At 62.6% G+C, this 20,304-nt stretch carries 18 protein-coding genes and 1 tRNA gene; 4 read left to right on the top strand and 15 right to left on the bottom strand.

The window, feature by feature from the left end; translation table 11 throughout:
- Positions 1–7 precede the first annotated feature (7 nt).
- The 5 genes from LGQ03_RS08590 to LGQ03_RS08570 all read right to left on the bottom strand — a co-directional run bounded on the left by LGQ03_RS08590 (position 8) and on the right by LGQ03_RS08570 (position 3,401).
- Positions 8–871, bottom strand: coding sequence for a polyprenyl synthetase family protein (locus LGQ03_RS08590; RefSeq protein ID WP_226748069.1), 864 nt, complete (start codon positions 869–871; stop codon positions 8–10).
- A complete protein-coding gene (locus tag LGQ03_RS08585) occupies positions 871–1,110 on the bottom strand; it encodes an exodeoxyribonuclease VII small subunit (protein WP_226748068.1) in 240 nt (79 codons plus the stop codon). The genes LGQ03_RS08590 and LGQ03_RS08585 overlap by 1 nt, the downstream gene beginning before the upstream one ends.
- The gene (locus tag LGQ03_RS08580; protein WP_226748067.1) at positions 1,103–2,032 is read right to left on the bottom strand and encodes a histone deacetylase family protein; all 930 of its coding nucleotides are present in this window, start codon (positions 2,030–2,032) and stop codon (positions 1,103–1,105) included. Before LGQ03_RS08580 ends, LGQ03_RS08585 begins: the two co-directional genes overlap by 8 nt.
- 165 nt (positions 2,033–2,197) lie before the next feature.
- A complete protein-coding gene (locus tag LGQ03_RS08575; RefSeq protein WP_090158038.1) occupies positions 2,198–2,899 on the bottom strand; it encodes a response regulator in 702 nt (233 codons plus the stop codon).
- Positions 2,889–3,401 carry a MarR family winged helix-turn-helix transcriptional regulator gene (locus LGQ03_RS08570; RefSeq protein ID WP_226748066.1) on the bottom strand — a complete coding sequence of 171 codons (513 nt, stop codon included), beginning with the start codon at positions 3,399–3,401 and terminating at the stop codon, positions 2,889–2,891. Before LGQ03_RS08570 ends, LGQ03_RS08575 begins: the two co-directional genes overlap by 11 nt.
- 211 nt (positions 3,402–3,612) lie before the next feature.
- Between LGQ03_RS08570 and LGQ03_RS08565 the strand changes: the two genes are divergently transcribed.
- Positions 3,613–4,482: a branched-chain amino acid aminotransferase gene (locus tag LGQ03_RS08565; protein WP_056029632.1), complete on the top strand. Its 870-nt coding sequence runs from the start codon at positions 3,613–3,615 to the stop codon at positions 4,480–4,482.
- Positions 4,483–4,607: 125 nt separating this feature from the next.
- Positions 4,608–5,513 (top strand): formate/nitrite transporter family protein, encoded by a 906-nt coding sequence (locus LGQ03_RS08560; protein ID WP_226748065.1) that lies wholly within the window; start codon positions 4,608–4,610, stop codon positions 5,511–5,513.
- Here LGQ03_RS08560 and LGQ03_RS08555 read toward each other — a convergent pair.
- From LGQ03_RS08555 to LGQ03_RS08515, 9 genes are all read right to left on the bottom strand, one after another.
- The gene (locus LGQ03_RS08555) at positions 5,510–6,433 is read right to left on the bottom strand and encodes a DMT family transporter (protein ID WP_226748064.1); all 924 of its coding nucleotides are present in this window, start codon (positions 6,431–6,433) and stop codon (positions 5,510–5,512) included. The two genes, LGQ03_RS08560 and LGQ03_RS08555, sit on opposite strands and share 4 nt — an antisense overlap.
- Before the next feature lie 54 nt (positions 6,434–6,487).
- On the bottom strand, positions 6,488–7,492 hold the full coding sequence (locus LGQ03_RS16715) for a phosphatase domain-containing protein (protein ID WP_226748063.1): 1,005 nt from the start codon (positions 7,490–7,492) through the stop codon (positions 6,488–6,490).
- Entirely contained in the window at positions 7,489–8,646 is a 1,158-nt protein-coding gene (locus tag LGQ03_RS08545; protein WP_226748062.1) for a PQQ-dependent sugar dehydrogenase, read from the bottom strand. Before LGQ03_RS08545 ends, LGQ03_RS16715 begins: the two co-directional genes overlap by 4 nt.
- Positions 8,643–9,698, bottom strand: coding sequence for a tRNA epoxyqueuosine(34) reductase QueG (gene queG, locus LGQ03_RS08540; protein ID WP_226748061.1), 1,056 nt, complete (start codon positions 9,696–9,698; stop codon positions 8,643–8,645). The genes LGQ03_RS08545 and queG overlap by 4 nt, the downstream gene beginning before the upstream one ends.
- A 78-nt stretch (positions 9,699–9,776) precedes the next feature.
- A complete protein-coding gene (gene fzlA, locus LGQ03_RS08535; RefSeq protein WP_090158043.1) occupies positions 9,777–10,442 on the bottom strand; it encodes an FtsZ-binding protein FzlA in 666 nt (221 codons plus the stop codon).
- A 55-nt stretch (positions 10,443–10,497) separates the two neighbouring features.
- Positions 10,498–11,214: a monofunctional biosynthetic peptidoglycan transglycosylase gene (mtgA, locus tag LGQ03_RS08530; protein ID WP_404807643.1), complete on the bottom strand. Its 717-nt coding sequence runs from the start codon at positions 11,212–11,214 to the stop codon at positions 10,498–10,500.
- A 108-nt stretch (positions 11,215–11,322) separates the two neighbouring features.
- Entirely contained in the window at positions 11,323–15,855 is a 4,533-nt protein-coding gene (gene gltB, locus LGQ03_RS08525; protein WP_226748060.1) for a glutamate synthase large subunit, read from the bottom strand.
- A complete protein-coding gene (locus LGQ03_RS08520) occupies positions 15,852–16,556 on the bottom strand; it encodes a hypothetical protein (RefSeq protein ID WP_226748059.1) in 705 nt (234 codons plus the stop codon). Before LGQ03_RS08520 ends, gltB begins: the two co-directional genes overlap by 4 nt.
- A complete protein-coding gene (locus LGQ03_RS08515) occupies positions 16,553–18,028 on the bottom strand; it encodes an NAD(P)-dependent oxidoreductase (protein ID WP_226748190.1) in 1,476 nt (491 codons plus the stop codon). Before LGQ03_RS08515 ends, LGQ03_RS08520 begins: the two co-directional genes overlap by 4 nt.
- Positions 18,029–18,258: 230 nt before the next feature.
- On the opposite strand from LGQ03_RS08515, the gene LGQ03_RS08510 reads away from it, so the two are divergent.
- Positions 18,259–19,089, top strand: a complete 831-nt coding sequence (locus LGQ03_RS08510) for an undecaprenyl-diphosphate phosphatase (RefSeq protein ID WP_226748058.1) — start codon at positions 18,259–18,261, stop codon at positions 19,087–19,089.
- Here LGQ03_RS08510 and LGQ03_RS08505 read toward each other — a convergent pair.
- The gene (locus tag LGQ03_RS08505) at positions 19,055–20,038 is read right to left on the bottom strand and encodes a complex I NDUFA9 subunit family protein (protein WP_226748057.1); all 984 of its coding nucleotides are present in this window, start codon (positions 20,036–20,038) and stop codon (positions 19,055–19,057) included. The genes LGQ03_RS08510 and LGQ03_RS08505 overlap by 35 nt on opposite strands.
- 149 nt (positions 20,039–20,187) lie before the next feature.
- On the opposite strand from LGQ03_RS08505, the gene LGQ03_RS08500 reads away from it, so the two are divergent.
- A tRNA-Leu gene (locus LGQ03_RS08500) sits at positions 20,188–20,273 on the top strand.
- The last annotated feature ends 31 nt before the right edge of the window (positions 20,274–20,304 follow it).

Raw genomic sequence — 20,304 nt, 5'->3', positions numbered from 1 at the left:
GGTGTCCTCACTTGTCGCGCGCGATGACGAATCGCGCGGCTTCTTTCAAGGTATCGGCGCTGGACCCGTAATCGGTCAATGCGTCACAGGCGTTTTCCACCAGATCATGCGCACGCGCGCGCGCGCCATCGAGCCCCAGCAGTGACACGAACGTGGCCTTGCCCGCGTCAGCATCCTTGCCCACGGCCTTGCCCACGGTGGCGGCATCACCGGTCGCGTCAAGCAAGTCATCGGCAATCTGGAACGCAAGGCCCAGCGCGTCACCGTAGGCCCGCAACGCGCTGATGTCATCACCCGCGATCCGCGGTCCGGCGCAGGCCGACCATGTGATCAGCGCGCCCGTCTTGCCTGCCTGCAACGTCGTGATCGCATCCAGATCCAGCGGGGGGCCTGTTTCCGCGGCGATATCCAGCGCCTGCCCCAACACCATGCCGCGCGCCCCCGCCGCCTGCGCCAGGGTCAGCGCCAGGTTGGCGCGGGCCGCATCCGACACGCCCGACCCCGGTTCGCAGATCAGTTCGAACGCCAGTGATTGCAACGCGTCACCCGTCAGGATCGCCGTTGCCTCGTCCCACTTGCGATGCACGGTCGGCTGGCCACGGCGCAGGTCGTCGTCGTCCATCGCCGGCAGATCGTCATGCACCAGACTGTAGGCATGCACCGCCTCGATCGCGGCGGCCGCATGGCCTGCCAGATCACCGACGCCGTGCAGGCGCGCGCCCTCGCGCACCAAAAAGGCCCGTAGCCCCTTGCCGCCCTGCACCGCATAGAGCATCGCATCACGCAGCGGCACATCGGCCCCCGGTGCCAGCGTGGTTTCGATCAGACGGATCGCGGCAGAGGCATCAAGCGCCAGTTGGTTGGTGAACATCACGGATCAAGCGGACCCAGACCGGCGGCCTGCCCATCGGGGCCGACGGTGATCTTGGCGACCTTTTCCTCGGCCTCGGACAATTTCGCCTCGCACCGCTTTTTCAGCGCCGCACCGCGTTCATACAGCGCGATACTGTCGTCCAGCGCCACATCGCCACGTTCCAGCTGGCCGACGACGCGCTCCAGTTCCTTGATCGCATCCTCAAAGGTCATTTCGTTCACTGGCGTATCAGCCATCGCATCGCTCCCTCAAAACCTTGACATGGGCCGCCGCAGAGGCGCCCAGCGCCGTCAGGTCATAGCCGCCCTCCAGGCAGGACACCACCCGCCCGGCACAGAACGCATCGGCCAGATCACACAGTTGCGCGGTGATCCAGGCAAAGTCATCCTCGACCAGTTCCAGCCCCGCCAGCGGGTCGGCGGCATGGGCATCGAACCCGGCGGACACCAGGATCAGCTCGGGTTTGAAATCCCGCAGGCGCGGCAGCACATGATCGTTCATGGCGCGGCGAAAACCGGCGCCGTCCGTGCCCTCGGCCAGCGGTACGTTGATGACGTTATCCGCAACGCCGGTTTCATCGGCGCGGCCAGTGCCCGGATACAGCGGGCTCTGGTGCGTTGAACAGAACAGGATGCGCGGATCGTCCTCCACCAGATCCTGCGTGCCGTTGCCATGATGCACGTCGAAATCGACGATCGCGACGCGGCCCAGCCCGTGATGATCCAGTGCGTGTTTGGCGGCGATCGCCACGTTACCGAAAAAACAGAACCCCATCGGCGTCGTCTTTTCCGCGTGATGTCCGGGCGGGCGCATCGCGACGAAAGCGTTCTGCGCATCACCCCCCAGCACCATGTCGACGGCGCGGACCGCACCGCCGACGCCGCGCCAGATCGCAGCCAGTGTTCCGGGAGACATATGCGTATCGGCATCCAATGAGACCCACCCTTCGGCAGGCGCAGCACGGCGCAGCGCCTCTAAATGAGACCGCGGATGCACGCGCAACACGTCATCCTCGGCTGCCATCGGTGCAGTGACGCGGTTCAGGTCCATATCCTGCAAGGCCTGCGCCACGGCGTCCATGCGGGCGACCTGTTCAGGATGGCCGGGCGGCGTGACGTGATCCAGACAATCGGGGTGTGTGATCAAAACTGTTTTCATGACCACAGCAAACCCTGCCCCGCGTCAAAGGACAAGTGCATCATCTTGCCAAAAATACTCAAAATCACGCGGCCACAGATCCGCTGTCGCCATGACGGGCTCAGGCTGCAAGGCGCGCCAGAATAGACCTGCGCGCGACAGCGCGCTCCGCTGTTTCAAACCATCCTAGTCGGGCGACAGCATGTAGCCTGCACCACGTACCGTTTGCAGGTAGCGCGGTTGTTTGGGGTCAGGTTCGATCTTGCGGCGCAGGCGGGTGATCTGCACATCCACCGCCCGTTCCTGTGTCTGTCCACCCGACCGGCTCAGTTCCTCGACCAGTTGTTGACGGGTCACCGGTTCGTTGGGGCGCGCGGCAAAGATGCGCATCAGATGGCTTTCCGTGGCCGTCAGGCGCAAGGGACCGGCGGCATTGCTGATTTCGCCCCGCGTGATGTCGTAGGTATAGCTGCCGATCGCCAGTTCGGTCAGCGCGATCGGCTGCGCTTCCTCCTTGGGGGCGCGCCGCAGGATGGCATTGATGCGCAACAGCAATTCCTTGGGTTCGAACGGTTTGGCCAGATAATCGTCGGCGCCCGCCTCCAGTCCCGCGATCCGGTCCGCGGTTTCGCCGCGTGCTGTCAGCAGCAGGACGGGCGTGCCCAGTTGCGACCGCAGGCTGCGACAGAAACTGATGCCATCCTCGCCCGGCATCATCACGTCCAGCACGATCAGATCGAATTCCAACCCCGCCAGCAAACGGCGCGCATGGGCCGCATCCCGCGCCAAGGTGACCCGGAAACCGGACCGCACAAGGTATTTGCGCAGCAGGTCGCGGATGCGTTCATCATCGTCGACGACCAGCAGGTGCGGTGCATCAACGTCCATCGGGTTGATCCACCAATGCCTGATACTGGCGTCGCATATCGTCGTCCATCATCGCCTCCAGCACCTCTCTGAAACCTGCCACGGCGGCTGGCCCTGCGGCCCGGTAGGCGGCCCGCATCCGTTCTCGTTGCGCATCCGACAGGCTGCGTTCCAGCGCCGCCCCTTCTGGCGTCAGATGCAGGTGCCGTTCACGGCGGTCGCGCGCGCCGACGGTGGACGACACAAGGCCGTCCGCGATCAGCGTGCGCAGGACACGGTTCAGCGACTGCTTTGTCACCCCCAGGATCGACAGCAGATTGTTGACCGTCGTGCCGGGGCTGCGGTGAATGAAATGAATGGCCCGGTGATGCGCCCGGCCATAGTTCTTTTCGGCCAGAATACGGTCGGGATCGGCGGTAAAACCGCGGTAGGCAAAGAACATCGCCTCGATTCCCTTGCGCAGCTGATCATCGGTCAGGAACAGCAGGCTGCGGCCTGCGGGGGCAGTGGTGTCAGAGGCCATGAATCCCAACTTCTCGCGAACTTTTCGCCGTTATAGGGCAATCCGATGCCGCAATAGAAGATTTTTAAGACAGCAGATTGCGACCGTGCCCGAAATACGTCAGCCTTGTTGACATGACTGACGGCAGTTGCTACCGAACGCGCATCATTTACGCAACATTATGTCCGAACCGGAACTATTCGCGACATAAACGCAAAACAGAGGGTGGAACATGGAAGGCTCATACGCAGATCACGACGGCAAGATCTGGATGGACGGCAAGCTGGTGGACTGGCGCGGGGCGAATGTCCATGTGCTGACCCATGCGCTGCACTATGCCTCTTCCGTATTCGAAGGCGAGCGTTGCTACAACGGCAAGATCTTTCTGGATCGCGAACATGCGGAACGTCTGCATTTCTCGGCCAACTGCCTTGATTTCCAGATCCCCTACACGGTCGAGGAACTGATGGCCGCCAAGGCCGAGGTGCTGGCAGCCAACAACCTGACCGACGCCTATGTGCGCGCCTTTGCTTGGCGCGGGGCCGGGCCCGACATGGGTGTCGCATCCGCGCGCAACCCGGTGCAGGTGGCCATCGCGGCTTGGCATTGGGGCAACTATTACGGCGACGCGAAAACCAAGGGTGCCAAGCTGGACATTGCCAAGTGGAAACGCCCCAGCCCCGAAACCATCCCGCATCAGGCCAAGGCAGCGGGTCTGTACATGATCTGCACCATGTCCAAGCACGCAGCCGAGGCCAAGGGCTGTTCGGACGCGCTGATGTTCGACTATCGCGGCTATGTCGCTGAATGCACCGGCGCGAACCTGTTTTTCGTCAAGGACGGCGAAGTGCACACGCCGCTGGCCGATTGTTTCCTGAACGGCCTGACCCGCCAGACCGTGATCAAGACGCTGCGCGCCAAGGGCGTCACCGTCCATGAACGGCACATCATGCCCGAAGAGCTGGAAAGCTTTCAGCAATGCTGGCTGACCGGCACCGCGGCAGAGGTTACGCCAGTGGGCCAGATCGGTGATTACAACTTTGAGGTTGGCGCGCTGACGCTGGACATCGCCAGCGACTACGAAAAACTGGTCCGCGCCTGATCGTCTGACCCGGCACGCCCAGGCCCGCCCTCGTAACCCGGGGGCGGGCCTTTTGTATCAGGGGCAAGCTGCTTGACGCGGCGCGGTGTCGCACCATTTCGTGACCATCAAGCGAAGGATGCACCATGACCGATGATGACCCCGAATTCCGCCGCGCCGTAGAGGCAAACGAGGCCAAGCGTCAGGCCGCCATGAACGACCGCGAAGAGCAGGCCAGCAACGAGCCGGACGAAGAAGAGGCGGTGCGCGAGGCGTCGCACATGTCCGCCAAGCTGGTCTATCAGGTCGTCCGTCGTGAGGGCGACGAGGAACTGAAACGGCCCACGTCGTCACTGTTCTGGTCCGGCATCGCCGCCGGCGTCTGCATCAGCTTTTCCGTGATCGGCGAAGGTATTTTCGGGGCCTATTTGCCGGAATCAAACTGGCTGCCGCTGGTCGAAAGCTTTGGTTACACCTTTGGTTTTCTGATCGTCATCATCGGACGGATGCAGCTGTTCACCGAAAACACGCTGACCACCGTGCTGCCGTTTCTTGCACGGCCAAGCCGGTATCTGCTGGGCAGCGTCGCACGGCTTTGGGCGATCGTGGTGGGGGCCAACCTGATCGGCTGTTTCATCGCGGCGATCTTTATCGCCTTTATCCCCGCCTTTGAACAAGAGGTCGTGGACGCCATGATCGTGGTGTCGAAACACGCGACGGAACACCCGCCGCTGATTGCGTTCTTCAAGGCAATTCCGGCCGGCCTGCTGATTGCGGCGCTGGTCTGGATGCTGGCCGCCGGAGAGGTGAACAACTTTTTCATCATCCTGATCATGACATGGCTCATCGCGGCGGGTGGGTTCACCCATATCATCGCGGGATCGGTCGAAATGGCGCTGCTGCTGGTCATTGGCGAGATGGGGATTATCCACGCGGTGTTCGGGTTCTGGATACCGGTGTTTCTGGGCAACGTGTTCGGCGGCACGATCGTATTCAGCCTGATCACCTGGGGTCAGGTCCGCGAAGAAGTGCGCGCCCGCCGCGCCGATTAATTGTGACCGACGGACCCGGTGACCTTGCGTTGCCGGGTCCGTTGCAGACCCAGGTGGCGTTCGCGCAGGATGATCCCGATACCCGCCGCAATCACGATGGCCGCACCGATCAGCATGGTCCCTGTCGGCACCTCGTCAAAAAAGACATAGCCCACGATCAGCGCCAGCAACATCGAGGTATAGTCAAAGGGTGCCACCAGCGACGCCTCGGCGTAGCGGTAGCTGGAGGTCAGGAAAATCTGCCCCAGACCGCCCAACAGCCCCGCCACGATCAGCAAGGCCAGCCGGTCAGCCGACGGGACGGCCCAGCCCCACGGCAAGGTCAGCAACGACAGACAGGTGGCGGTCACGGAAAACCAGAACACGATGGCGGCGGTGGATTCGGTCGCGACCAGCTTGCGCACGAAAACCTGCGCGAGTGCTGCACAAATCGCCCCCATCAGCACCAGAACAGCCCCCAGCGTTTCGGCCGTGCTGGCACTGGCCCCTATGGACAGGCGCGGTGACAGCACGATCAAAACACCCGCCATGCCCACGGCCACGGCGGTCAGACGAAATTTGCCCACCTGTTCGTTCAGGAACATCGCGGCAAAAACGACCACCAGCATCGGCGCGGCATAGCCGATGGCGGTCACCTCTGGCAGGGGCAGCAACCCCAGACCGGCAAAGCCCAGACCCATCGCGGTCGTGCCCACCAGCCCACGCCAGACATGGCCCATCGGATTGGCGCTGCGCCAGCCTGTGCGCAACTCGTGCCGCATGGCAAGCCAGCCCAGAATCACCGGTAGGGCACAGAGCGAGCGAAAGAACACGGCCTGCCCCGGCGGCACCTGATCGGATGCGGCCTTGATCAGCGCGGACATGGCCACGAACAGGCAAACCGAAAGAATCTTGAAGGCGATACCGTGCAAGGGTTGCATGTGGCGGTCCTTTTTCGCCGACCCTACGCCGCAGCGAAACCATCCGAAAGGGGGTCAGGCGGCGGGTCTGACCGCGACCGCCAAGCGGGCCAGCGCATCGCGATAATCCGTCGACACGCTGACAGGCACGTTCACAGCCCCCAGCCGTTCAATCTGGAGCCGGTCATCCGTATCCAGACCGTCGACGGTCGTGCGCAGCACGACATGCAGGACGCGGCCGGGGTGGCGAATGGCGGCATCGGCGTAGATATGCGCATCATGCTGGCCGGTGTCGCCGATCAACACCACCGGCAGATCGGGGTTGGCTGCCATCAGACGGTCCACCGCATCGCCCTTGTGGCTACCGTGGCTGGCGGTGATGAACTGATCCTTGCCGAAACCGTAGTCCTTGAGGAATTTCGGTGCCACCGGCAGTCCCGCCCGCGCAAAGACATCGTCGAGAAAGTCGTGAAAATTCCACGGCGAAGAGCTGACGAAATAGACGGGGTTGCGGCCATCTGCATGCAGCATTCGCATCAGTTCGACCCCATCGCCAAAGACCTCACGGCTTTCGACGCTACCGGTAAAGGATGTCCACAGGTTGCGCAGGGTGGAATAGGCCCCCGTGCGCATCATCGTGTCGTCAATGTCGGACACCACCATCAACTGTGCCGCAGGATCAGCAACCAGCACCGGGCAGGTCGCAGTGGCGTCACCTGTGGATACGGTCACGTCGATCCAGCCGGTTCTGCCGTCGCGCGGCAACAGCAGGGTGAAATACCCCTCGGCATCGGATACCGCCGTCACATCACCGGCGCTGACGGTGACATCCGCCACCTCATGCGTGGCGAACAGGCGTAACATTTGCCGCGCATTGGCCAGACGGCTCCCGCCACCCGGCGCACGCTCTGACGCGCGCAAGGCCAGGACGCGGCCCCGCGCGATCAGATGTTCGGGCGTGGCATAACCGTGGTAGGGTTCGATCACCAACCGGGTCAGATCGCCCCGGAAAAACACCCGTTCCACCGCGCGTTCGACCGCAGCAGCGGCCCGCAGCACAAGACGTTTGATCCCGGTCACTGTCCCGGCACGACGCGAATGATGGATCCTGGATCGGCGTCGATCAGCACCAGCAATTCACCGTTGTCCAACACCTCGACATCGCGGATGCGGCCCAGGTCGCGCAGCAGACGTTCTTCGCCCACGACCTGACCATCCTGAAGTTTCAGACGCACAAGCGCACCCGGGTTCAGGCCTGCGATGAACAGATCGTCCTGCCAGTCGGCATAATCGCCGTCATAGAACCCGATGCCGCCCGGCGCGATCACAGGGTCCCAATAATAGACGGGCTGCTCCATGCCCTCGCGCGCACTCTCACCGGACCCGACGGGCGAACCGCTGTAGTTGACTCCATAGGAAATCACCGGCCAGCCATAGTTCAGGCCGGGTTCGGGGCGGTTCAACTCATCCCCGCCACGCGGACCGTGTTCCATCGTCCACAGCGCGCCGTCAGGGCCAATGTCGGCCCCCTGCACGTTGCGATGCCCGTAAGACCAGATGCTGTCGATGCCATCGGTCCCGACAAAGGGGTTGTCAGACGGCACGCTGCCGTCAGCATTCAGGCGAATGATCTTGCCGTAGGTGGTGTTGATATCCTGTGCCAGCACGCGGTCGGCGGGGGTGCTGTGTTCGCCGGTGGTGATGAACACCTTGCCATCCGCGGTCGGCACGACCCGGCTGCCGTAATGCATCGTCGCCTGCGATGGCGGCGTCTGCACAAAGATTTCCTGCACCCCGGACAAGGTATTTCCCGTCAGCGTCGCACGCGCGGCGACGGTCCCCGTGCCGCCGTCATACCGTTTGGCATAGGTCAGATAGATCGTGCCGGTCTGTGCGAAATCGGGCGCAATCGCCACATCCAGCAAACCACCCTGCCCGCGTGCATCGACCTGCGGCACCCCGGCAATTGGATCGGACAGCATCCCGTCGGCACTGACACGGCGCAAAGTACCCGGACGTTCGGTCACCAGATACGACCCGTCCGGCAGTGCAGCGATACCCCAGGGACTCGCCAGACCCTCTGCCAGAACGCTTGTCGTGACAGGCGTCGCGGGCAGGGCGGGTGCGCGCGTCTGACTGGCGAACGCCGGCTGGAAATCGGTGTTCGGCGCACCCTGCTCGACCTGTGCGCAGGCCAGCGTCGGCAGGATCATCATCATGGCGGCAAATCTCATGGTATCTCCCCGTTCAGTCGGGCCGAGGCCCAGCGCGCGGCATCGGCCACAACCGGGTCGGCATCATCCATCAGGGGGGTCAACGCCGACCGCAGGTCAGGGTTCCCCGAATTTCCGATCGCATAGCACACGTTGCGCACGAAACGGTCCCGCCCGATCCGTTTGATCGGCGATCCCGAAAACCGCGCGCGAAAGCCCGCGTCATCCAGGGCCGCAAGCTCGGCCAGCGACGGCGCGCGCAGATCATCACGGGCGGCCAGGCGCACATCCTTGGCGGTAATGGCAAATTTGTTCCAGGGACACACGGCCAGACAATCATCGCAGCCATAGATCCGGTTGCCCATGCGTGCACGCAGATCGGGATCGACGGGACCACGGTGCTCGATCGTCAGATAGGAAATGCAGCGCCGTGCATCCAGCTGAAACGGTGCCGGAAAGGCATCTGTCGGGCAAACATCCAGACACTTGCGACAACTGCCGCAGTGCTCCTGTTCGGGCGCATCCACATCCAGTTCCAGCGTCGTAAAGATCGCCCCCAAAAACACCCAATTCCCCAGATCGCGCGCCAGCAGGTTGGTATGTTTGCCCTGCCAGCCCAGTCCCGCCGCCTGCGCCAGCGGTTTTTCCATCACCGGGGCGGTATCGACAAAAACCTTGATCTCGGCACCGGGCGACTGGTCGATCAACCAGCGCCCCACCTGCTTGAGCCGCTTTTTCACCACGTCATGATAATCCCGCCCCTGCGCGTAGACCGAAATCGCGGCGCGATCGCGCTGCTCAAGAACCATTAAGGGGTCCGCATCGGGCGCATAGTTTTCGGCCAACATGATGATGGACCGCGCCTGCGGCCACAACGCCGTCGGATCGCCGCGCCAGGCCATCCGGTCGGCCATCCAGGCCATTTGCCCATGCCGCCCGTCAGCAACAAAGGCCGCCAGCCGGTCCGGCAGATCCCTGACCGCATCAGGCCGACAGATCCCGATCTTGGCAAATCCGGCGTCCAGCGCAAAGCGGCGCAACCGTTCGGTCAGATCCAGGCTTCTTCTGGTCATAAGTATCCTGGGGGAGTCCGCAGGACGGGGGCAAAGCCCCCAAAGTGGGGTGGGTGGGCGGGCCCACCCACCGCCGCGTCAAAAATCAAGATCGGCATAATGCGCAGGCGGCAGAAAACCGGGCACCTGATCGGCCAGCAACGTGCGGAACGCGGGCCGCGACTTGATCTTGGCGTACCAGTCCTTGACCACCTCGGACCGGTTCCAGTCCACATCCGAAATATAGTCGAGGCAGGACATCTGTGCAGCAGCGGCGAAATCGGCCAGCGTCATCTCGTTGCCGGCCAGCCAACGCCGCTTTTCCAGCAGACCTGTCATGTAGTCCAGATGGAACCGCACCGCGCGGCTGCCGGCCTTGACGTTGGTGCTGTCGGGGTATCCGGTGCCCATCACCTTGCGGAACACACGTTCGCCCACCAGTTTCACCGTGCATTCGTGATAGAACGTATCGTCGAACCACCCGACCAGGCGGCGCGCCTCATAGGCGGCGTCGGGATCGCGGGGCAGCAGCGGTGGATTCGGATAGGCCTGTTCGAGGTATTCGCAGATCGCCGTGCTCTCTGACATCAGCTTGTTGCCCAGCCGCAGCACAGGGACCTTGCCGGCCGGATTGCGGCGCAGGAAATCAGGGTCTTTTTCCCAATAGCGCTCCTGCGTCAATTCGACCTCGATCCGCTTTTCCGCAAGGCTCAAGCGGACTTTGCGGGAAAAAGGGGACAACGGGTAATGATACAGCCGGTTCATAGGGTTCTCGCAGGGGTATTGGGTCCCACTTCAATGCCGCAAGCGCAGGCCCGGTTCAATCCTCGAAACAGGACGCGCGGCCGTCCGCCTGAATGGTCGCGGCCCCGTCCATGATGCTGGCGGTGCGGCTGCGCTGCCAATCCGTCGGATTGGCGGCATCACGCCCCTTGGGATCGGGCAGCACCATTGCCAGCCGGGCAGCCTGAAGATCGGACAGTTCTGCCGCCGAGACACCGAAATAATGCGGCGCGGCGGCCCCGACCCCAAACACGCCAGTGTCGAATTCGACTACGTTCAGATACAGCTCCAGCATCCTGCGCTTGGGCCAGAACGCCTCTGCCAGGGGGGTCCAGACCGCCTCGATGGATTTGCGCACCCAGGACCGGCCCTGCCAGAGAAAGACATTTTTCACCACCTGCTGACTGATGGTCGATCCGCCACGGGCGGCACCCTCTTCCATCGCGGCGCGGATGGCGGTCACGTCCAGCCCCCAATGCAGGCAGAAATTCGCGTCCTCGGCCGCGACAACCGACCGGGCCATGACGGGGGCGATGTCGTCCATTGCCACCCAATACCGTTCGGTGCCGCCCAGACGCCAGCCTTCGGCCAGTTGATAGGGTGTCACCGGGGGACCGATCACGCGGTAGGCCAGCGTCGAGACGACGACGAGGCCCAGCAAGCCGGCAAGCCCCAGCGTCACGGCCCGGCGCATACGACGTCCCAGGGCAGGTTTGACGGTCGTCTTGGTTTTCGCGGATTTCTTTTTCGCCATACCGCATAAGCCACGGCGCGGTGCGCTGGGTCAAGACAGGCGGATCTGCAAACGCCCCGCAGGTGATCCTGCGGGGCGTGCATTTGGTTCTGCGCTGTGGCGATCAGGTCATTCCGCCGGGATCGCAGCCTCTTCGGCGCTCAGCGGGACGGGCAGGTTGGCCAGCATTTCCTTGGGGCAGACCTGCACAAAGTTGCGCAGTTCATCGTCCCAATGTTGCAGGATCTCCTGCGCCTTCTTGCTGCCGGTCTCGTCCGCGTGGCGCTGAACAAGGGTCCGCAACTGGTTGGTCCAGTGATCCATCGTGACCGGGCAGGTCACCAGCGTTTCCATGTTCATCAGATCCGCCGCCGTGCCGTCGGGGTCATACAGATAGGCCATGCCGCCTGTCATGCCTGCACCGAAGTTGGCACCGATCGACCCCAGGATCACTGCAACCCCGCCGGTCATGTATTCGCAACCGTTTGTGCCGCAGCCCTCGATCACGACATGCGCACCGGAATTGCGCACCGCAAAACGTTCACCGGCGCGGCCCGCCGCGAACAGGTAACCGGCGGTCGCACCATAGAGCACGGTGTTGCCGATGATGGTGTTCTTGGCTGCGACCAGCGGCGATTGCATCGGCGGCCGCACGATGATCGTGCCACCGGACAGACCCTTGCCCACATAGTCGTTGGCGTCGCCGGACACCTCCAGCTTCAGCCCGTGAACAGCAAAGGCACCCAGCGATTGACCGGCGGACCCCTTGAGCTTTACCGTCAGATGGTCGTCCTGAAGGCTGTTACGCATGCCAAACCGTTGCACGATGTGCGACGACGTCCGTGTGCCGATGGTGCGCAGCGTGTTCTGCACTGCATATTCCAACTGCATCTTTTCACCGTCCTTGAGGAAGCGTTCCGCGTCCTTGACGATTTCGACGTCCAGCGTGTCCAGAACCGCATTGCGCGGCTGGTTCCGGTCGTAGGTGATCCGGTTCGCCCCATCCACGGTGATCAGCAGCGGGTTCAGATCCAGATCGTCCAGATGCGCGGACCCGCGGCTGACCTGCGTCAGCAGATCAGCACGGCCAATCACGTCCGCAATGCTGCGTGCCCCGATGGATGCGAGGATTTCGCGCACCTCGGTCGCGTAGAAGGTGATGAGGTTCACCACCTTGTCGGCGTTGCCGGTGAATTTCTCGCGCAGGGCTTCGTCCTGCGTGCAGACGCCCACGGGGCAGGTGTTGGACTGGCACTGGCGCACCATGATGCAACCCATTGCGATCAGGGCCGCGGTACCGATGCCATATTCCTCTGCGCCCAGCATGGCGGCCATGACGATGTCACGACCGGTCCGCAAACCGCCATCGGTGCGCAGCGTGATGCGCGACCGCAGGTTGTTCATGGCCAGAACCTGATGCGCCTCTGTCAGGCCCATTTCCCACGGCAGGCCTGCGTATTTGATCGAGGTTCCGGGCGACGCACCCGTCCCGCCGTTATGACCCGAGATCAGGATGATGTCGGCCTTGGCCTTGGCCACGCCGGCGGCGATCGTGCCGACACCCGAGGATGCCACCAGTTTCACCGTCACCTTGCAGTGCGGGTTGATCTGTTTCAGGTCGTAGATCAGCTGGGCCAGATCCTCGATCGAATAGATGTCATGGTGCGGCGGCGGTGAAATCAGCGTCACACCCTTGGTCGAATGGCGCAGCTTTGCGATCAGGTCGGTGACCTTCATGCCGGGCAGCTGACCACCCTCGCCGGGCTTGGCACCCTGCGCGACCTTGATTTCCAGTTCTTCGCAGGCCAGCAGATATTCCGCCGTTACGCCAAAGCGGCCGGATGCGACCTGCTTGATCTTGGCAGACCGGTTGTCGCCGTTCGAATCGGGCGTGAAATCATCCGGGCTTTCGCCGCCTTCGCCGCTGTCGGATTTCGCACCGATGCGGTTCATCGCGATGGACAGGGTACGGTGCGCCTCTGGTGACAGGGCACCAAGACTCATGCCGGGGGTCACGAAACGCTTGCGGATCGACGTGATCGATTCGACCTCCTCGATCGGGATCGGCTTGCCCAGCGGCTTGATCGCCAGCAGGTCACGCAGATGGATCGGCGGGTTGGCCTGCAGCGCCTTGGAATACTGCTGCCACAGCGCGTAGGACGATTTCGCGCAGGCCGCCTGCAGCATGTGCATGGTCTGCGCTTCCCAGGCGTGCTTTTCGCCGGACCGGCGGGATTTGTAGAAACCACCGATGGGCAGGATGTCCGTGGATTGCTTCCAGCCGTGGGCGTGGACCTCTTCCAGTTTGGCCTGAATACCGTTGATGCCGATGCCGGAAATGCGCGAATGCATGCCGGGGAAATATTCCGCACACATGGCGCGCGACAGGCCGACCGCCTCGAAGTTCAGGCCGCCACGGTAGGACGACAGGACGGAAATCCCCATCTTGGACATGATTTTCAAAAGGCCCGCGTCGATGGCCTTGCGATAGCGGGCGACAGCCTCGGTCAGGGTGCCGTCGACCAGGCCGCGGTTCACGCGGTCCGCGATGGAATCCTGCGCCAGATAGGCGTTCACCGTGGTTGCGCCACAGCCGATCAGCACTGCAAAATAGTGCGGGTCGATACATTCGGCAGACCGCACGTTCACCGAACAGAACGTCCGCAGCCCCTTGCGGGTCAGGTGCGAATGCACGGCGGAGGTCGCCAGAATCATCGGCATCGCGACCTTTTCGGCGGACTGGTGCGCGTCGGTTAGGACGATGTGCCCTGCGCCAGACCGCACGGCGTCCTCGGCCTCGGCCCGGATCCGGGCCAGCGCATCGCCAAGCGCATGTTCGCCGGATTCGAATGTGCAATCGATGTGCACGACCGTATCGCCAAACTGTTCGACCATCTTTTCGAATTCGGCGTTCGCGATGAACGGGCTTTCGAGGACGATGATTTCCGTCTGGCTGCTGTCTTGGTCCAGCACGTTTTTCAGGTTCCCGAACCGTGTCTTCAGCGACATCACCCGGCTTTCGCGCAAGCTGTCGATCGGCGGGTTCGTCACCTGGCTGAAGTTCTGGCGGAAGAAGTGAGACAGCGGACGGAAGGTTGTCGACAGCACCGCAGAGGGTGTGTCGTCGCCCATCGACGCGATCATTTCCTTGCCGTCCTCGGCCATCGGGGCCAGGACCTGTTCCAGTTCTTCGATGCTGTAACCGGCGGCGCGCTGACGGCGGCGCAATTCGTCGCCCTCGTAGATGGCGAATTCTGCCGTTTCGCGGAACGCGTCGGACAGTTCGACGACCTTTTCCACCCAATCACCAAAGGGCTGGGCCGAGGCCAGGTCGTTCTTCAGCTCTTCGTCGTGAAACAGGCGCTGCGTTTCCATATCGACGGCGATCATCTGGCCCGGGCCAAGCGCGCCCTTTTCCACGACGCGGGATTCGTCGACCGGGACCATTCCCACCTCGGAACCTGCGATCAGCAGGCCGTCGCCGGTCACGACATAACGCAGGGGGCGCAGACCGTTCCGGTCCAGACCGCCACAGACCCAGCGGCCATCGGTCATGGCAAGGGCGGCTGGGCCGTCCCAGGGTTCCATCACCGCGTTGCAGTAGGAGTACATGTCCTGCAGCGCCTGCGGCATTTCTGCGGCCTGCTTGGACCATGCCTCTGGCACCAGCATGGTTTTCGCCATCGGCGCGTTACGCCCGGCACGGACCAGCACCTCGAACACGGAATCGAGGGCGGCGGAATCGGACGACCCCGACGGGATGATCGGCTTGATATCCTCTGCCGCGTCACCGAATGCGCTGGACGCCATGCGGATCTCGTGGCTGCGCATCCAGTTCACGTTGCCCTTGAGCGTGTTGATTTCGCCGTTGTGGGCCAACATGCGGAACGGCTGCGCCAGCGACCACTGCGGGAAGGTGTTGGTGGAATAGCGCTGGTGATAGATGGCAAAGGCGGATTCAAACCGTTCGTCCATCAGGTCGGGATAGAACGTCGCGACCTGTTCGGCCAGCATCATGCCCTTGTAGATGATCGACCGAGTGGACAGGCTGCAGATATAGAACCCGTTCGCACCGCTGGCGGTCACGGCCTTTTCGATGCGGCGACGGACGATGTACAATTCGCGTTCGAACGCTTCTTCGTCGATGCCGGGACGGCAGCGGACGATGATCTGTTCGATCTCGGGGCGGGTGGCGTTGGCCTTTTCGCCCAGCACTTCGGTGTTCACGGGGACATGACGCCAGCCATAGATGTAATGACCCATGCGCAGCACTTCGGATTCGACGATCGTGCGGCAGCGTTCCTGGCTAGCAAAATCGGTGCGCGGCAAGAAAATCTGGCCCACGGCGATGCGTTCGCCCGGCTGCGGTTCATGGCCCGTGCGGCGGATCTGGTCCTCAAAAAAGGGGGCCGGGATCTGGATGTGGATACCCGCACCGTCACCCGTCTTGCCGTCGGCATCGACAGCACCACGGTGCCAGATCGCCTTGAGCGCGTTGATCCCCTTTTCGACGACATCGCGGCTGCGCTCGCCCTTGATCGACACGACAAGGCCGACCCCGCAGGAGGAATGTTCGTCGTCATCGCGGTACAGGCCGTTTTCAGCCATCCATGCGCGCTTGGCTTCTTCGGCAGCCACCCAGGCGTCATCATAGGTTGTCATGAAATCTCTCCTTGAATGGGGGCAATCAGTTGCGACAGCATCACGCCGCAATCGTGTTTGGGGTTGGCGGACAGGAAACCGGGTTCACCGGGAAAGATGAATTCGACCGGACTGTCGTTTTTGTCGTAGGCGTCGCCGGGTACCGTGACGCGGCCCGTGCCGCCGATGAACATGCGCCAGTCGTCGCTGACATATTCGTTCCCGGCCGAGGACCACAACTCGGTGCCGTCGGCGGCATAGGCGGTGATCTGGTAGGCGGTGCGCCGCAAGGTCACGTCATCAATCGTCACCACCTCGCCGGTCAGCGTATCCGCGCCCACGTAGCGGGTGGGACCGACCTGATCGGACAGCGTGGTAAAGTCATAGCTGTCGCGCCCGGTTTCCAGCAGTTCCGTCAGGGACGCGGGATCGGCCGGGCTGGATTCCAGCCGTTCGGAATGACCCGTGAACGGATGGAAGCTGTCCAGCCATTGCGCCTCTGTATCGGTGCTGCCGGCGTAGGTCAGACCGTCCTCGCTCAGGCTGACGCGACGTTTGACACCCTCGGCATCGCCCGCGCAGGTGAAATGATGTTCCACCGAACAGCTGCGCGACTGGATCGTCACGAAGGCATCACAGCCTGCGGGCAGGCTGAACGTGTCCGGGGCCTGTGCTGTGACAGGCCCGGCCAGGACGCAAAGCAATGCGCCCACGCGGATCATTCTGCGGCGACCGCGTCGGATTGCGACAGATAGTCCAGGATCGCGGTGGCGCAGTCGCGCCCGTCGCGAATCGCCCAGACCACGAGGCTGGCACCGCGCACGATGTCGCCCGCCGCAAAGACACCGTCCAGCGATGTCTTGCCGGTGGTGAAATCGGCCTTGACCGTGCCCCAGCGCGTGACCTCAAGACCTTCGACACCCCACAGGGCCGGCAGGTCCTCGGGTTCAAAGCCCAGCGCCTTGACGACCAGATCGGCCTCTTCGACGTAATGCGCGCCTGCGATCAGTTCCGGGCTTTGGCGGCCGGTCGCGTCGGGCTGACCCAGACGCATCTTGTCCACCACGACGCCGCGCAGCGGCCCGCTGATGGGGGCTGGCGTTTCGGCATTCATCTGGGCCGCGTCATCGACGAACATCTTGGGCGCGGACAGCCAGACGAATTCGACGCCCTCTTCTTCGGCGTTCTGCACTTCGCGCTGGGACCCCGGCATGTTCTGCTTGTCACGGCGATACAGGCATTTGACCGAAGTGGCGCCCTGACGGATCGCTGTGCGCACACAGTCCATCGCGGTGTCACCGCCGCCGATCACGACGACCTTTTTACCCGATGCGTTCAGTTCACCACTGTCGAATTCGGGCACCGTGTCACCAAAGCTGACCTTGTTCGAGGCGGTCAGATAGTCGATGGCGCGGACGATACCGTCAGCCTCTGATCCCGGATTGTCCAACTCGCGTGTTTTATAGACGCCGGTTGCGATCAGCACGGCGTCATGCTTGCCACGGATCGCGTCAAAGGTAATGTCCTCGCCCACGTTGCAGTTCAGGCGGAATTCGACGCCGCCATCCTCGAGCTGGGCCATCCGCTTCATCACGACGTCTTTTTCCAGCTTGAAGCCGGGGATGCCGTAGGTCAGCAGGCCGCCCCCGCGGTCATAGCGGTCATAGACGGTGACCTGCACGCCCTGACGGCGCAGCATGTCAGCGGCAGCAAGGCCACCGGGGCCTGCACCGATGATGCCGACAGATTCACTGCGTTCGGCGTGGGGACGGATCGGCTTGACCCAGCCCTCTTCGAATGCGGTGTCGGTAATGTATTTCTCGACCGACCCGATGGTCACCGTGCCGTGGCCGGATTGTTCGATAACGCAGTTGCCCTCGCACAGGCGATCCTGCGGGCAGATGCGGCCGCAGATTTCCGGGAACGTGTTCGTCGCCTGAGACACCTCGTAGGCCTCTTGCAGGCGGCCCTCGGCGGTCAGGCGCAGCCAGTCGGGAATGTTGTTGTGCAATGGGCAGTGGGACTGGCAGTAGGGCACACCACACTGGCTGCACCGGCTGGCCTGCTCTGCCGCCTTGGCGGTCGCGTATTCGGCGTAGATCTCGCCGAAATCCTTGTTGCGCAGGTCAGGCGGACGCTTTTCGGGCATGTCACGGCTGACAGTGGTAAACTTCAACATCTTTTCGCCGGCCATGGTCACACTCCGCATCTGCATGTCTTTGGTAGCGTCTTACGCGAGGCCAATCACAATGAAAAGTCAGCAGTGCTGTCCTATTAATGAATTTTTTACCGGCGCGGCATTCAGGCGGGCGGAAAAGCACCTGATATTAGGTCCGATACGATACCTATCTTCGGTCTGGCGACATTGCCTGCGTCGGCTAATGTGGCGGCGAATCATGAATGGCGGACAAAGGTGACTGCGGAATGACGCTCTTTACTCTGGTGCTGGTGGCCTTGATCCAAGGCGTGACCGAATTTCTGCCGGTCTCGTCCTCGGGGCACCTTGTGCTGCTGCCTTTGTTGACGGGCGAACCCGCGCAGGGATTGGCCATCGATGTGGCGGCGCATCTGGGCACATTGATTGCCGTTGTCCTGTTTTTCTGGACCGATGTGCGCATGGCGCTGTCAGGGCTGTCGCGGCTGATCCGGGGCAAGGTCGATACGCAGGGCGCATGGCTGGCGCTGTGCCTGATGGTTGCGACGATCCCGGTCATCCTTGCGGGACTGATTCTGAAGGTCACCGGACTTGCTGATCTGATCCGCGACAGCATGGTGGTCATCGCGCTGGCGTTTATCGTCTTTGGCATCGTGTTGTATCGCGCCGATCAGACGAACCCGGAGATTCGCACGGCACCCCAATGGACGATGAAACACGCCGTCATCATGGGATTGTGGCAGGTCGTCGCACTGATCCCCGGCACATCGCGGTCTGGCATCACCATCACGGGGGCGCGGACATTGGGATACACCCGAACCGATGCAGCACGCCTGTCGATGCTGATGTCCATTCCGACGATCCTTGCATCAGGGTCGTTGCTGGCGCTGGATGTGATCGGTGACACCACACCGGGTCTGTGGACCGATATTGCAATCGTGGCCGGGCTGTCCTGCGTCGCGGCCCTCGCCGCATTGTCACTGATGATGCGCCTGCTGCGGTCGGTCAGCTATACGCCTTATGTGGTCTACAGGGTCGCACTGGGTGCGATCCTGCTGATCATCGCTATGACTGGCGGAGGTTCTTTGCCGAATTCTTGATCGCGGCATACTGACCCGACGGGCGGAACCGCCACAGATAGTCGGGCAGCACCGATTCCAGTGACGTCGGCGTCAGACCCAGATCGGCAAAGCCACGCGCGCCGTCGGACACCACGTTGTCGATCGCAAGGTTCTTGACCTGATCGGTCGTCAGTGGCGCGGGGGCAAGACCAAACGTCACCTTGGACAGCAGACCAAAGGCCGCCGCCATGGTGCGCGCCACGAAAAACGGGATGTTCATGACCATGTTGTTGCGATTGATGGTGTTCAGCATCTGGCGCATCAATTCGCGGAATGACGCCACATCCGGGCCGCCCAACTCAAAGACGCCAGCGACCGACGGATCGCGCAGGGCCACGGACACCGCACTTGCCACGTCGTCTACGTATACGGGCTGGAACAACGTATCCGCACCCACCACCGGCAGCACCGGACCCATCCGGGACATGCCGGCAAAGCGGTTAAAGAATTCATCCTCTGGTCCGAACACGATGGAGGGGCGCAGGATCACGGCATCGGGCTGATGTTCCAGCAGCGCCTGTTCGCCCAGCGCCTTGGTCCGGGCATAGTCGCTGTCCGCATCTGCATCGGCACCGATGGCGGAAATCTGCACCATCCGGTTGATACCTTCTTCGGCGGCGATCCGGGCGATCCGGCCCGGGGCCTCGGCCTGAAGCGCCTTGAAGGTATTCTTGCCCTTTTCGGCAAGCACGCCCACGCAATTCACGACCGCATCGGCACCGCGCGTCACGGTGCGCACGGAATCATCGTCGCGTATGTTGCAGAACACAGGTTCAACCTGTCCGACCACACCATAGGTGCGCACGAACATCGCCTCGTTCGGGGTGCGGCAGGCCACGCGGATGCGCCACCCGTCCTGAGCCAGCCTGCGCGCGATGTATCGACCGACAAAGCCGGATCCACCGAAAATCGTAACGAGCTTGGACATGGGACGCCTCTTTTGCAGTACCCCGCTGATGTAAACCGCACCCCGCCCACGAGCAAGACGAAAGGCGCTGCGGCAAATTCGTGAGCGTGACGCAAAAAGAGGGGTTTACAGTCCCCCGCACTCCTTCTAAATCGCCCCTCACGTGACCTGCCCAGGTGGCGGAATGGTAGACGCGCTAGCTTCAGGTGCTAGTACTGGCAACGGTGTGGAGGTTCGAGTCCTCTCCTGGGCACCACGATTTCCCCTCAGATCAACGCTTCCCCTCG

Source organism: Loktanella gaetbuli (assembly GCF_020531945.1).
In the GTDB taxonomy this organism is placed as follows: Bacteria; Pseudomonadota; Alphaproteobacteria; order Rhodobacterales; family Rhodobacteraceae; genus Loktanella; species Loktanella gaetbuli.
The sequence above is the reverse complement of the archived record's forward strand: the minus strand, read 5'-3'. Positions and strand labels throughout refer to the sequence as shown.

Coding starts and splice junctions, on each gene's coding strand:
- LGQ03_RS08585 (WP_226748068.1), bottom strand. CDS start 1,110: ATGGCTGATACGCCAGTGAACGAAATGACCTTTGAGGATGCGATCAAG.
- LGQ03_RS08580 (WP_226748067.1), bottom strand. CDS start 2,032: ATGAAAACAGTTTTGATCACACACCCCGATTGTCTGGATCACGTCACG.
- queG (WP_226748061.1), bottom strand. CDS start 9,698: ATGACCAGAAGAAGCCTGGATCTGACCGAACGGTTGCGCCGCTTTGCG.
- LGQ03_RS08570 (WP_226748066.1), bottom strand. CDS start 3,401: ATGGCCTCTGACACCACTGCCCCCGCAGGCCGCAGCCTGCTGTTCCTG.
- mtgA (WP_404807643.1), bottom strand. CDS start 11,214: ATGGCGAAAAAGAAATCCGCGAAAACCAAGACGACCGTCAAACCTGCC.
- LGQ03_RS08510 (WP_226748058.1), top strand. CDS start 18,259: ATGACGCTCTTTACTCTGGTGCTGGTGGCCTTGATCCAAGGCGTGACC.
- LGQ03_RS08545 (WP_226748062.1), bottom strand. CDS start 8,646: ATGAGATTTGCCGCCATGATGATGATCCTGCCGACGCTGGCCTGCGCA.
- LGQ03_RS08575 (WP_090158038.1), bottom strand. CDS start 2,899: ATGGACGTTGATGCACCGCACCTGCTGGTCGTCGACGATGATGAACGC.
- LGQ03_RS08505 (WP_226748057.1), bottom strand. CDS start 20,038: ATGTCCAAGCTCGTTACGATTTTCGGTGGATCCGGCTTTGTCGGTCGA.
- gltB (WP_226748060.1), bottom strand. CDS start 15,855: ATGACAACCTATGATGACGCCTGGGTGGCTGCCGAAGAAGCCAAGCGC.
- LGQ03_RS08515 (WP_226748190.1), bottom strand. CDS start 18,028: ATGGCCGGCGAAAAGATGTTGAAGTTTACCACTGTCAGCCGTGACATG.
- LGQ03_RS08555 (WP_226748064.1), bottom strand. CDS start 6,433: ATGCAACCCTTGCACGGTATCGCCTTCAAGATTCTTTCGGTTTGCCTG.
- LGQ03_RS08560 (WP_226748065.1), top strand. CDS start 4,608: ATGACCGATGATGACCCCGAATTCCGCCGCGCCGTAGAGGCAAACGAG.
- LGQ03_RS08565 (WP_056029632.1), top strand. CDS start 3,613: ATGGAAGGCTCATACGCAGATCACGACGGCAAGATCTGGATGGACGGC.
- fzlA (WP_090158043.1), bottom strand. CDS start 10,442: ATGAACCGGCTGTATCATTACCCGTTGTCCCCTTTTTCCCGCAAAGTC.
- LGQ03_RS08520 (WP_226748059.1), bottom strand. CDS start 16,556: ATGATCCGCGTGGGCGCATTGCTTTGCGTCCTGGCCGGGCCTGTCACA.
- LGQ03_RS08590 (WP_226748069.1), bottom strand. CDS start 871: ATGTTCACCAACCAACTGGCGCTTGATGCCTCTGCCGCGATCCGTCTG.